General features: G+C 57.6%; 9 protein-coding genes. All 9 read right to left on the bottom strand.

The features are described from left to right. Positions 1–24 precede the first annotated feature (24 nt). The 9 genes from smc to ACESSO_RS09445 all read right to left on the bottom strand — a co-directional run bounded on the left by smc (position 25) and on the right by ACESSO_RS09445 (position 13,416). Positions 25–3,600, bottom strand: coding sequence for a chromosome segregation protein SMC (gene smc, locus ACESSO_RS09485; RefSeq protein WP_373164862.1), 3,576 nt, complete (start codon positions 3,598–3,600; stop codon positions 25–27). 170 nt (positions 3,601–3,770) lie between these two features. Then, entirely contained in the window at positions 3,771–4,442 is a 672-nt protein-coding gene (gene rnc / locus ACESSO_RS09480) for a ribonuclease III (protein ID WP_297274840.1), read from the bottom strand. A 63-nt stretch (positions 4,443–4,505) separates the two neighbouring features. Continuing rightward, positions 4,506–5,519, bottom strand: a complete 1,014-nt coding sequence (plsX, locus tag ACESSO_RS09475; RefSeq protein WP_373164861.1) for a phosphate acyltransferase PlsX — start codon at positions 5,517–5,519, stop codon at positions 4,506–4,508. Between the two features lies 1 nt (position 5,520). After that, entirely contained in the window at positions 5,521–6,825 is a 1,305-nt protein-coding gene (trmFO, locus tag ACESSO_RS09470) for a methylenetetrahydrofolate--tRNA-(uracil(54)-C(5))-methyltransferase (FADH(2)-oxidizing) TrmFO (protein ID WP_373164859.1), read from the bottom strand. Beyond that, on the bottom strand, positions 6,818–9,286 hold the full coding sequence (gene topA / locus ACESSO_RS09465) for a type I DNA topoisomerase (RefSeq protein ID WP_373164858.1): 2,469 nt from the start codon (positions 9,284–9,286) through the stop codon (positions 6,818–6,820). Before topA ends, trmFO begins: the two co-directional genes overlap by 8 nt. Before the next feature lie 49 nt (positions 9,287–9,335). Then, a complete protein-coding gene (dprA, locus tag ACESSO_RS09460; protein ID WP_373164857.1) occupies positions 9,336–10,526 on the bottom strand; it encodes a DNA-processing protein DprA in 1,191 nt (396 codons plus the stop codon). A gap of 13 nt (positions 10,527–10,539) precedes the next feature. Continuing rightward, positions 10,540–11,319 carry a TrmH family RNA methyltransferase gene (locus tag ACESSO_RS09455; RefSeq protein WP_373164856.1) on the bottom strand — a complete coding sequence of 260 codons (780 nt, stop codon included), beginning with the start codon at positions 11,317–11,319 and terminating at the stop codon, positions 10,540–10,542. After that, positions 11,316–11,972 (bottom strand): TrkA family potassium uptake protein, encoded by a 657-nt coding sequence (locus ACESSO_RS09450; protein WP_373164855.1) that lies wholly within the window; start codon positions 11,970–11,972, stop codon positions 11,316–11,318. Before ACESSO_RS09450 ends, ACESSO_RS09455 begins: the two co-directional genes overlap by 4 nt. Positions 11,973–12,039: 67 nt before the next feature. Further along, positions 12,040–13,416, bottom strand: a complete 1,377-nt coding sequence (locus ACESSO_RS09445; protein ID WP_373164854.1) for a TrkH family potassium uptake protein — start codon at positions 13,414–13,416, stop codon at positions 12,040–12,042. Between the last annotated feature and the right edge of the window lie 279 nt (positions 13,417–13,695).

The raw sequence follows: 13,695 nt of genomic DNA, 5'->3' as shown, positions 1-13,695 counted from the left end.
TAACTCCTCAAATTGTGATAGCTTTTAGCGAATTGCATGTCCCAGCTGTTTTTCCGCCTCCGCCAGATTGAGCATCAGCATCTTGGAAACACCCTGCTCCTGCATGGTCACGCCGTAGAGCATGTCGGCCTCCTCCATTGTGCCGCGGCGATGCGTGATGACGATAAACTGTGTCGCATCAGTCAGCCGCCGGATATACTGTGCAAAGCGCGCGACGTTCACATCATCAAGCGCCGCTTCGATCTCATCGAGTACACAGAACGGCGTCGGCCGCAGCTTTAAGATTGCAAAATACAGTGCAATCGCCACAAACGCCTTTTCGCCGCCCGAAAGCAGCGTCAATGTCTTGACCGCCTTACCCGGCGGGGAAACACGGATATCAATGCCGCAGTTCAGGATATCCGAAGTGTCGGCAAGCTGCAATTCCGCATGGCCGCCGCCGAAAATCTCGCGGAACGTCTCGCCGAAATAAGCGTTGAGCTTGGCAAACTCGGAAGCAAAAATCTCCTTCATGTTGACGGTCAGCTGTTCGATGACCTTATACAGCTCATGCTGCGCCTTTTCCAGATCGTCTTTCTGCTCCCCCATGAAGGTATATCGCTCGAGCGCCTGACGATATTCCTCGACCGCGTCCAGATTTACGTTACCGAGTGCACGCATTTTCATGCGGATACTCTGTGCCTGTTCCTTCGCCGCAGACACATCCTCCAACGGCCGCGCGACCTCGGCCGCAGGCGTGGGGGTCAGCTCATAGTTTTCCCACATTTTATCCAAAATCTGCGTTTCCTCGGCTTTGAGCTGTCCTGCGCGGTTTTCCAGCCGCGCAGACTCGCGTTCGAGACCAAGAATTTCTTCGTTTTTGCTTTGCGCTTCGCGGTCAACCCGGGCGCGTTCGCCCTCTACCCGCTCACGCTGCTGCATGTGCGCATTCAAACTATCATGCAGCCGTCCCTCGGCCGCAGCAGTCTCCTTGCCGGCATCCTCGGTCTGCGTCAGTTCATCCGTCAAACGACCGATCTCCGCTTCGAATCCCGCGATGGTGTCCGCCGTTCCGGACACACCGGCATCCAGTTCGGCTTTCAGCTGTTCCAAATCAACCAGCGCGCGCGCTTCGCTGGCAGCCTCTGAACGGTTCTGCGCCAGTTCAGTTTGCACTGCGGTCATGCGCGAAGCGTTTTCCGCGGCCTGTGCGCCCTGCTGTTCGAGCGCCGCGCGGCAATCCGCAACCTGTCGCTCGGCCTCGCTCAGCGCCTGCTGTGCGCCCGCTTGTTTTTCGTCGCACTGCGCAATGGCATCCTCATACTGCTGCTTGGCCTCGGCAAGATTGTCCCGCTCAAGCACCAGACCGTCATACTGATGCTGCAAACTGTCGAGCAGCACACGGTGCTGCGACACAGAGGCGCGCAGCCCCGCCTCGTCCTGCTCGGCACGGATGCGCTCGGCCTCGATTGCCTTGAGGTCGTATTCCAACGCCGCGTATTCTTCCTTGGCATCGTGGAACGCGCGGTCAGCCTGCGCCCGCGTTTCCTCTAACTTCTTGACCTGCTCCTGCGCGGCCTTGAGCCGCCCCGCACGGGCCAGTGCACCCGTGCCGCGCGAAGCGGAACCACCCGTCATCGCACCGCCGGCCTGTATAATCTGGCCGTCCAGTGTAACGATGCGGAAGCGGTGTCCATATGCACGCGCCAATGCCAGAGCGGTGTCCATATTTTCGGAAACCACCGTGCGCGCGAGTAGGTTCTGCACGATGGCGGTATAACGTTTATCAAAAGTGACCAGTCGGTCAGCGGTACCAAAACAGCCGTTTTTGCTCTCCAAACCGTTTTCCCGCAACGCTGCGGGACGAATTGTGTCGATCGGCAAAAAGGTTGCGCGGCCGCCGTCCGTACGCCTGAGGAACTCAATGCAGTGTTTACCGTCGGCCGAGGTATCCACCACAATAGAGGACGCGGACGCGCCAAGCGCCGTATCAATCGCGGTGACAAAGCGATCGTCGGTCGTAATGAGCGAAGACACTGGTCCATGCACGCCACGCATCGCGCCGCGCTCAACCTGCTGCATAATGGACTTGACCGAGCGTGAAAAGCCCTCGTAATCCCTCTGCATATCGCTGAGCATCTTAACACGGTTTTTGGCGTCGGTCAGTGCAGCCTGCGCTTTCGTCAACTCGCCCTGTAAGGCTTCTGCCTTTTTACGGCGGCTGTCCGCCTTGAGGGCGATACCCTGCACTTTATTTTTTGCACCGGCAAGCGTGTCCAGACACGCCTGCATGCGCGTTTCCAACTCGTCCTGCGTGTGTTTCTCCTGTTCCAGCCGCTTACCCGCCGCGTCAATGTCGGCTGCGATCGTGTCGCGCCGTCCATCCATACCGGCGAGGCTGGTTTCTGCCGCTGTACGGTCAAGCGCAAGCGCATGAAGTTCGTTCTGTCTGGCATCCCGCACTTGCTGCGCCTGCCGTAGTGCCTGCTCCGCCTGTGCACGTCCTGCATCCTGTGCAGCAGTCTTCTTCTGCAAGTCGACAAGCTGCGCAGACAGGCCGGCATGGCGGGTATCGAGCAATTCGATGTGTGCGCGCCGTTCTGCCAACTGTGCACCCAAATTGTGTGCTTGCTCACTGCGCTGTTCACTTTCGCGCCGTGCGCGGTCTATATTTTCCCGGTTGTTCTGAATATTGGCACGCAGCACCGCCGCACGGCTCGCCTGATCGGCGGCGCGCTGCTCGGTTTCGCGCAGCTGCTGACGCAGTCGATCGGCCTCCCGGTCAATTTCTCGCATATCCTCGGAAAGCTGCTCGGACTGTGCATATAGCGCCTCCTGCGCCTGTCTGGCCTGCGCCAACTGACCGACGCAAGTTGCCGTGTCCTTCTCCAGCTTAGACGCATCGGCCTTGATGCGATCAAGTGAGAGCAGCCAGAGCGAAATCTCCAGCACGCGCAGTTCATCACGCAGCAGCAAATATTGCTTTGCCTTGTCTGCCTGCTTTTCCAGCGGACCGATTTGCCGCTCCAGCTCATCGTACAGGTCGCGGATACGGGTCAGGTTTTCCTCGGTTGCGGCGAGCTTGCGCTCTGCCTCCTCCTTGCGATAGCGAAATTTGGTGATACCGGCCGCTTCCTCAAAGATTTCACGCCGGTCCTCGCTCTTGAGTGACAAAATCTCGTCGATACGACCTTGTCCGATAATGGAATAGCCGTCGCGCCCAAGGCCGGTATCCATGAACAGTTCATGGATATCACGCAGCCGACAATGCTTTTTGTTGAGAAAATATTCGCTCTCCCCGGAGCGGTAGTAGCGACGAGTAACCATAATCTCGGTAAACTCCGAGCGGAACACACCACTGGAATTATCCAAGATCAAGGAGACCTCGGCAAAACCGACCGGCCCACGCTTGGCCGTACCGCCGAAGATAACGTCCTCCATTTTCGCGCCGCGCAGTGAGCGCGAGGACTGCTCACCCAGCACCCAGCGAATCGCGTCCGAAATATTCGATTTTCCCGAGCCGTTCGGCCCGACAATCGCCGTCATACCGCCGAGAAACTGAATCTCGGTCTTGTCCGGAAATGACTTAAAGCCCTGTAAGATCAGGCTCTTTAATACCATGTGACACCTCGAAGATATATATGGTATTATTTTACCACTTGACACGTCGGTTTTCAATGCGAAAAGCAGAATTTACGTCCTGTTCACACCTTGCGCCATGCTGTGCGTCCCAAACTCCGCCAAATATGACAAAAGACTCCGAAAGATTTTCTTTCGAAGTCTTTTTCTTCTCATTGTACGCCCATGGAGGCCAGCGCCTGCTTGGCCGCCATCTGTTCAGCTTCCTTCTTGCTCCGCCCGGTACCGGACGCAAACACGTTGGAGTTTAGCAGCAGCTCCATGGTGAATCGCTTGTCGTGATCCGGCCCCGACTGCCCTGCCAGACGGTATTCCAGCGTTTCCTGCTTGTTTTTCTGCACAATCTCCTGCAGCATGGTCTTGTAATCCTTAAACGCGCCGCCTGCAATTGCCACATCCACCTTATGCGGGATAAACCGCAGTACAAATGCGCGCGCGGGTTCGATGCCGCCGTCGAGGTAGATTGCGCCCAGCAACGCCTCGGTCGCATCGGCCAGAATACTTGGCCGCTCGCGCCCGCCGCCGGTCTCCTCACCGTGACCCAGACGGATTTCGTCAGGAATACCCAGCTCGTGCGCGATTTCACATAGCGCGCCCTCGCATACAACCGCTGCGCGCAGTTTGGTCAGATCGCCCTCAGGCAACTCCGGATAGTGTGTGAACAAATAATCCGCTGTAACAAAACCCAACACCGAATCGCCCAGGAACTCCAGCCGCTCGTTATGATGCAGATGATTCCCCCGATGCTCGTTGGCATACGAGGTGTGCGTCATCGCAGTCTCCAGCAGCGCCGTATTTTTGAATTGATACTCTATCTTCAGCATGTTTTCACCTCCCGCATGCGCCTTGCGGCGCGGGCATGAACGGTGCCGCAGCGTCCGCCGCCGTTATTCCACCGTCATGTACTGTATATTCTGCTCCACTTCGTGAATCATCCCCGACTTTGTATAGGCGATCGCCTGCCGCACCGCATTCATCACGGCAATCTCGTTAGAGGAACCGTGCGCCTTGATGACCGGCTTTGCGATACCGAGGAAAGGCGCGCCGCCGATCTTATCCTGATTGAACAGATCGCGGAACTCGTCCAAGCCTTTTTTGCAGGCAAGATAGCCCAGCTTGGTCGCCGTATTGCGCGTAAATACGCCCTTGATCTGGCCCGCCATAAACTTTGCTACACCCTCGATGGTCTTGAGCATCACATTTCCGGTAAAGCCGTCGCACACTGCCACATCGCACGCACCGAGCGGCACCATGCTGCCCTCGACGTTGCCGACAAAGTTCAGACGCCCCTCGTCGCCCGCTTTTTTCAGCAGTGCATAAGTTTCCTTACGCAGTGGATCGCCCTTGGTATCCTCTGTACCGTTGTTGACCAGACCGACGCGCGGATTTTTCACACCGTTGATTTTTTCCGCATACAGCGAACCGAGAAAAGCAAATTGCAGCAGCATTTCCGCCGTGCACTCGGTATTTGCGCCCGCGTCGCACAGCATGACCTGTCCGCCGCTGCACGGCATAACAGGCGCAAGCGCGCCTCGACGGATGCCCTTGATGCGGCCGCCGAATAAAGTTGCGCCGGTGAGCAGCGCACCCGTGTTGCCTGCGGAAACGAGCGCGTCACCCTCGCCTGCCTTAAGCAGCTTGAATGCCACCGCCATAGAGGAATCCGGCTTTTTGCGCAAAACCGTCGCCGGATCGTCATGCATATCGACCAAATCGGAGGACGGCATAATGGTAAGACCGTTCGTGTCCTGCATGCCGCGCTTTTTCAGGATCTCCGCGACCGTATCCGGCTGGCCGACCAGCACCACCTGCTCGCCGTATTCCTTTGCCGCCAGCGCACCGCCGATAACGGCGGACTCCGGCGCGTTGTCGCCGCCCATTGCGTCCACGATGATCCTCATATCAAAGCTCCCCTTTCAGACTTTCGATCTTTTCGAGCGCCCGCTCGGATATTTTTGTATTTTTCTCCCGCTTGCCCTTGATCTTATAGCCCAGCGGGTCAAGAATGCCGAAATTGATATTCATCGGCTGGAATTTCGCCACCGTATGGTCGGAAATATAATATGCCAGCGCCCCCGTCGCAGTCTGCCGGTCAAGAGCGGGCATGCTTTTGCCCTGCATTTCGAGCGCAGTCGCCACACCCGCAACCCAGCCGGACGAGGTGGACTCTACATAGCCCTCCACGCCGGTCATCTGTCCTGCAAAGCGGATACGCGGGTCGGATTTGAGTGCATAGGTTGCGTCCAACAGACGCGGCGAGTCGAGGAACGTGTTGCGGTGCATCACGCCGTAACGCACAAACTCGGCATTCCGCAGCGCCGGAATCATGGAAAACACGCGCTTCTGCTCGCCCCACTTGAGATGGGTCTGACAGCCGACCAGATTGTACAGTGAACCCTGCGCGTTGTCGCGCCGCAGCTGCAACACTGCGTACGGGTCTTTTCCTGTCTTGGGGTCAGGCAATCCGATAGGCTTTAAGATGCCAAAGCGCATCGTGTCGTACCCGCGGCGAGCGTTGACCTCAATGGGCATGCAGCCCTCGAACACTTTGGAATCCTCGAAGCCGTGTACGGGCGCTTCCTCCGCTGTGGTCAGCGCATTCCAAAACGCATCATATTCCTCTTTGGAGAAGGGGCAATTGATGTAATCCGCCGTACCCTTGCCGTAGCGCGAGGCGATATAGGCAGAATCCATGTCAATGCTCTCTGCCGTGACGATAGGAGCAGCGGCGTCATAAAAATGCAGGAACTCACCACCGACCTTGCGATGAATTGCGTCGAACAGCGTATCCGAGGTCAGCGGGCCGGATGCGACAACCACCTTCCCCTCGGGAATGTCGGTCACTTCGCCATAAACAATTTCGATGTTGGGATGATTTTTGATTTTGTCCGTCACCGCACGCGCAAATGCTTCGCGGTCCACCGCAAGCGCACCGCCCGCCTCGACACGATTCTCATCCGCGCAGGTGAGAATCAGACTGTCCAGACGGCGCAGTTCTTCTTTGAGCAAGCCCGCGGCATTGCTCAGCTCATCCGATCGCAGCGAGTTGGAGCACACCAGCTCCGCAAAATCATCCGAATGGTGCGCGGGCGAGTGCTGCTGCGGCTTCATTTCGCACAGGTGCACCGAAATCCCGCGCTGTGCGAGCTGCCACGCGGCTTCGCAGCCTGCAAGGCCCGCGCCGATGACCGTTACCTGATTACTCATCTGCGGCCTCCTTCGCTTTTGCGGACTTGCGGGCAGGCTTTTTCACCTTTTCCGCCTTCTCCGCTGCCTTTTCGGCCTCATACTTTGCAAGTGCCTTAGCGTACTGCGCCTGCTGCGTCTTTGTCAGCGCCTGCACGTCCTCGTCCTTGAGCTTCTTAAAGCGGTTCGTGGTCTTGGTCATCCACGGCACCTGCTTTTTTGCGGCAGGCTTTTTTGCCGTTGCCTTTTTCGTCACCTTCTTGGGCTTTTCCTCCGCTTCGCCCTTGCCCTCGGCCTCCGCCGCAGCCTTGGCTGCTGCACGCTCCGCCGCCTTGGCCGCACGCGCTTCTCGGCGCTGACGGTTCTTCTCAGCCTCTTCAGGGGGCAGCCCCTCTTTGACCAGCTCCTTATAGCCGCAGCCCTCGCGCAGGCACACGTCCGTGACCTCCTTGGAGTCGCGGTCGGTGTGGCGGAACAGCGAGGAATCGCAGTTCGGGCACTTGGTTTTGAGCGGCTTATCCCACGTCATGAACTGACAGGTGGGGTAAGTGTCGCAGCTGTAATACACATAGCCGCGCGCGGATTTCTTCTTGACCACCTTTGCGCCGCATACCGGGCAGGCTGCGCCTGTATCCTCGGTGATGGGCTTGGTGTTGGTGCACTCCGGGAAGCCAGGACAAGCGAGGAACTTTCCGAAACGACCGGACTTGATGACCATGTTGCGGCCACACTTGTCACAAATGACGTCGGTGACCTCATCCTGAATCTTGATGCGCTTGCCCTCAAGGTCTATTTCCGCCTGTTTGAGAGCACTCTCAAAACCGTCGTAAAATTTGTGCAGCAGCTGGATGTAATCCAGCTTGCCCGCCTCAACCTCGTCAAGCTGTTCCTCCATGTTGGCGGTGAACTCATAATCCGCAACCGACTTGAACTCATCGACCAGCAGGCCGGTTACGCCCTCACCCAGCGGGGTCGGCCGCAGCGCGCGATTCTCCTTGGTCACATAGTCGCGGTCGATAATGGTCGAAATGGTCGGCGCATAGGTCGACGGACGGCCGATGCCGCGCTCTTCCATCGCGCGGATAAGCGACGCTTCGGTATAGCGTGCGGGCGGCTGCGTGAAGTGCTGCGCGGGGTCGAGTTTTTCAACTGTGAGTGTATCACCTTCGGCAAAGCGCGGCAGCGGTTTGCCCGCGTCGCCCTTTTTCTCGTCGTCCGTGCCTTCCTCATAAACCGCCGTAAAGCCCGGGAATGCAACCGTATGGCCGGATGCGCGGAACACCTGTCCCTCGCATACGATATCCGCCGAGACGGTATCCAGCAGCGCGTCTGCCATCTGGCAGGCGACAAAGCGCGACCAGATGAGTTTGTACAGCTTATACTGGTCGGGCGTCAGATGTTGACGGATTTCATCCGGCAGGAGCTTTACATCCGACGGCCGGATGGCTTCGTGCGCGTCCTGCGCATTGCCCTTTGTCTTGAATACGCGCGGCTTGCCCGGATAATATTCATCGCCGTAACGCCCGCGGATAAAGCCCGCGGCAGCAGCTGTCGCCTCATCGGCCAGACGCAGTGAATCGGTACGCATGTAAGTGATGAGACCGGTCAGTCCATACTCGCCCAGCTCGATACCTTCGTACAGCTCCTGCGCGATACTCATTGTACGGCGCGGCGTCATGTTGAGCTTGCGGCTGGCTTCCTGCTGCAAGGTCGATGTGATGAACGGCGGCGCAGGCGTGCGCTTTTTCTTGCCACGCTTGATATCGCCTACCGAAAACGGTTTGCCAGTGACGGCGTTTACAACCGCCTGCGCCTGCTCCTCGTTTTTCAGCTCCACCTTGCCCGATGTATCGCCGTAATAGCGCGCAGCAAAGCGTCCACCGTCTGCCGTTTGCAGCTGTGCCTCGATCGTCCAGTATTCCTCCGGTACAAAAGCCCGAATCTCGTTTTCTCGGTCGACGACCAGACGGGTCGCGACGCTCTGCACACGGCCTGCGGACAGGCCGCGCTTCACCTTGCGCCACAGGAAAGGGGACAACTCATAGCCCACGATGCGGTCGAGAATGCGGCGCGCCTGCTGTGCATTGACCAAATCAATGTCAATATCGCGCGGATGCTCAATACCATACTTGACCGCAGGCTTGGTAATCTCGTTGAAGGTTACACGCTTGGAATCCTTATCCTTCAGCTTAAACAGTTCCTTAATGTGCCAGGAAATGGCCTCTCCCTCGCGATCAGGGTCGGTTGCGAGATAGACGAAATCGCTTTTGCGAATTTCGCTGCGAATTTCCTTAATGATTTTATCTTTTCCCTCGATCGGCACATATTCCGGCTTGAAATCGTGCTCAATATCGACGCTCATTTTCTTCTTCGGCAAATCGCGCAGATGCCCCATCGAAGCCTTGACCACATAGCCCGACCCCAGATATTTGCCAATGGTCTTTGCCTTGGCGGGCGACTCCACGATGACTAATTTCGACATGTTTTTCCTCCGTTTTCGGTCGCCGCACACAGCGTCAACCGAGGTTCATTTACTGACAGCCTATCACCAGTCTGCCCTTTTCGCGGCGCAGAATACCATCCATTTCAAGCATGGTGATAAGACTCATGACACGAGGCGCAGGCAGGCCGCAGCGCTCGATCAAATCCTCCGGCGTGCCTACGCCCTGCTGCACCAGCTCCACGATACGGCGCTCATCACCGCTCAGGCTGTCTGCCATCACACCGGACGGCGGCGGCGCAGGTTTTTCCATCTTTCGGGGCGTTTGGCGCGCTGCTTGCGGTTTCTTCGGCGTTTGCACAGAGCGCGGCGCACGGTATTCTCCGGACGGCGCATGCAGCAGTCCGCTGTATGTCCGCACAAGTGCCTCCGGACTGCGCAGCAGTGCCGCTTCGCCCTTTTCAATCAACGCATTGCAGGCCGCTGACTGTGGCGCATCCAGTGCGCCGGGGACAGCATACACATCGCGCCCCTGATCGAGCGCGGCCCGCGCGGTGATGAGTGCTCCTGAGCGATAGCCCGGCGCTTCCACAATAACCGCTGCGACTGAAAGTCCGCTGATGATGCGGTTGCGAGCGTGATAATGCTCACCGCGCGGCTCAGTACCGGGTGGGTATTCACTCACGATTGCACCCGAGAGCAGGATATCGCCCATCAAACTGCGGTGCTGCGGCGGATAACAGACATCCACGCCGCCCGCGAGTACGGCAACTGTCAGGCCGCCGGCCCGCAGCGCACCGCGATGCGCCGCACCGTCGTTGCCCAGCGCCATACCGCTGACCGTGATAAAACCGGCCCGCCCCAGCACGCTGCCGATGTGCTCCGCGGTTTGCAGGCCGTAAGGCGTGGCCTCGCGCGTACCCACAACGGCAATACCAGGCATGACGTCAAAATCCGGCCATTTGCCGCGCACATACAGTACGACCGGCGGATTTTCGATTGCACGCAGCCGATCAGGGTAAGCACTGTCGCCAAGCGTGATGATCTGAATACCGTTTCCTGCGCACTCCGCCAAAATACGTTCAGCCTCATCCGTATTTTTATCGCACAGCGCATCCACCTGCACTTTGCGCAGCGGGCAATTCCGCGCTGTGGTCAGCGCTGTCCTATCGGCCGCAAATACCGCTTCGGGCGAACCAAACGCGCGCAGCAGGCTCACTGCCGCCCCCGCTCCCAATCCGCGCCGGGTAGCAAGCCATACATAACTCAACCTTGAGGACATACCGCACGCCTCCTCATTTTGTCATTTCATAAATCACAATCGCTGCCGCAACACCCGCGTTAAGCGATTCGGCACGACCGTGCATCGGGATAATCACGCGGCGGTCGCTGAGCGTGATCGCCTGCGGCGTTACGCCGCGCCCTTCGCTGCCGATGATGACCGCCGCGCGGTCCAGCGGCACCGTGCCCAGCGGCACACTGTCCGCATGCAGCGCGGTTGCGTAAATTGCCAAGCCTTGCGCACGCAGCCGCTCAACCGCTTCTGCCAGCGGCAGCCGCACACACGGTAAACGAAATACCGCGCCCATGGTCGAACGCACGACCTTGGGAGAAAACGGATCGGCGCAGCCCTCGCACAATACAACGGCACCGAGCGCGAATGCTTCCGCGGTGCGTAAAATCGTGCCAAGGTTGCCCGGGTCCTGCAAACCGTCCAGCAAAAGCACCTGTGCTTTGCCGTCCAGCGCATCCGCCGTCCAATGCGGTTGTTTGCAGGAGAAAATCACGTTTTGCGGCGTTTCCACCTCACTGGCAAGCTCAAACAATGTGTCCGGCGCGCAATAAAGTGCGGCACCCGCCTGCGCGGCGCGATCCAGCAGGCCGTCTGGCAGGCTGTCCTTTGCCCGTTCGCGCACCAGCAGTACGCCAGGCTGCACGCCCGAACGCAGCGCCTCCTCCAGCATCTTCTCGCCCTCGCACAGCATTTCCTCCGTGCTCCGGCGGTATTTTCGTTCCCGTCCCAGCCGCGCCAGATGCCGCAGCGCACTGTTTTGACGGCTCTCAATCGTAATCAATGCTGTTCCACCAGCTTATCCACATTTTCGTTTGTGCCAATCACGATGAGCAAATCATCCGCCCCAATCACCTGGTTTGCCTGCGGTGTAACATCCACCTGCCCGCCTTCGCCATGGCGGATTGCCAATACATTCACCTGATACCGTGCACGCACCCCCAGCTGTCCAAGCGAACGACCGATCCAGCTCTTGGGCGGATGGATCTCCAGAATGGAAAAGTCGTCCGACACACCAATATAATCAACCACATTGGTGCGCACCAGCCGCTGTGCCAGACGCTGCCCCATTTCACTCTCCGGAAGCACCACACGATCTGCGCCTACACGCTCCAGCACACGGGCATGCACCGGACTTTGTGCCTTGGCGACAACATATTTTGCGCCCATTTCTTTGAGCATCACCGTAATCAGAATACTCGCTTCCATATCCGTTCCCACTGCGACAATGCAGCAATCAAAATTGCGCGCGCCAACCGAGCGCAGCACTGCTTCGTCCTGCGCGTCGCCGCGAATCGCCTGTGTTACATCATCCGCGATATGCTGGACGTTTTCCTCATCCTCGTCCAGCACAAGAACCTCCTGTCCAAGCGAAGCCAGCTCCCGCGCTACAGCCGAGCCAAACCTGCCCAGACCGATTACCAAAAAGGATTTCATCATCCAAGTCTCCTCTGATTTTCCCGATTGCCGCCGCACCCGATGAATACCCAGCGGCAAAATCCGTTTATCCTACCATGACATCCGCATCCGGATACTGCATTTTGGGCGGCTCCCGATGCCGCATCAGCACCGCAACGCCCAGTGTCAGCACACCCACACGCCCCAGATACATCAATAAAATCAAAATCAGGCGGGAAAGCGTATGCAGCGTGGGTGTCAATCCCATCGACAGACCAACTGTTGCAAAGGCCGACACGGATTCAAACAAGCATGCGCCGAACGGTACGTTCTCCACATAGGAAATCACACACGCTCCCGTCAGGCTGAGCGTACCGCCCATAATCATCATCGTAACTGCATTCATGATGCTGCGCGAAACAATCGTGCGGCCAAAGGCTGCTACCGTTGTGCGGCCGCGCAGCGCGGAAATCGCACTGAGCACCAGAACAGCTGCCGTCACAGTTTTGATGCCGCCAGCCGTTGAGCCGGGCGATCCGCCAATCATCATCAGCAGGCAGGCAACCGCCTGCGAAGGACCGGTCAACGCCCCCTGATCGATGGTGTTAAAGCCCGCAGTGCGCAGCGTGACCGATTGGAACGCTGCCGCAAGCACCTTATCCTGCACCGGCATCGCACCCAGCGTCTGCGGATTGCCCCACTCAAAGAACAGAGTGAGCACAAAGCCCGCACAAAACAAAAACGTGGTCGTCACCAGCACCAGCTTGGTATGCAGCCGCAGGCGACGAAAGCGGTGTTTGTCCCAAATGTCTCCCCAAACGAAAAAACCCAGACCGCCTATCACAATCAAAACCATAATCGTCAGATTCACAATCAGGTCATCCGCATAGCCGGTCAGTGAAGCAAACGGATTATCCGGTGTACCGACCAAATCAAATCCGGCGTTACAGAAAGCGGATATCGAATGGAACACGCCCATTTTAATGCCCTGCCACAGTCCCACACGCGGGACAAACCGCGTTGCGAGAAGCACGGCTCCCGCTCCTTCAAAGGCGAATGTGCCCAGCAGTACACGGCGGGTCAGCCGGACGATACCGGCATTTTCCGTCAAATTCAGTCCCGCGCTCATCACCATGCGTTCACGCAGCGTGATGGTGCGGCGGGTGAGAAAGGACGCAATCGACGCCAGCGACATAAACCCCAGGCCACCTATCTGGATAAGCAGCAAAATTACAACCTGTCCGAAACCGGACCAATGGGTCGCCGTGCCGACTGTCACCAAACCGGTTACACAGGTGGCCGAGGTCGCGGTAAATAAGGCATCCAGAAAATCCGTCGGTTCTCCACTCCGGGCGGATACAGGCAGCGTGAGCAGCACTGCACCGGTCAGGATAATAATTAGAAAGCCCAATGCAATCACCATCGCGGCATGCATGGCCGGACGACGGCCTTTTCGCCGTCCCAAACGTCTCACGCGGTTCATTTATGTTCCTTCCCTTTTATTTGAAATGCCAAAAGCCTGAACGCACCGTCCAGGCTTTATCAGGCGTTTTATGGCTCCGTACTGAACGGCTTCATTGCAAGGATACAGGGCCAAGCATCTGAATCCAGTATTACGACCAACTTAGTTTATCATAGGTGTTTCCCATTTTCAAGATGGATATTTAAATTGTATGAGCGGATTAATGTAGGAGTACAATACATCTTGGACAGATGAATAAAAAAGGATGAAGGATAGGGCCTCATCGGTTAAAGTTGAGTT

The sequence above is a fragment of the Agathobaculum sp. Marseille-P7918 genome (assembly GCF_964248325.1).
Classification (GTDB): domain Bacteria; phylum Bacillota; class Clostridia; order Oscillospirales; family Butyricicoccaceae; genus Agathobaculum.
This window is presented reverse-complemented; position numbering and strand designations above follow the sequence as displayed.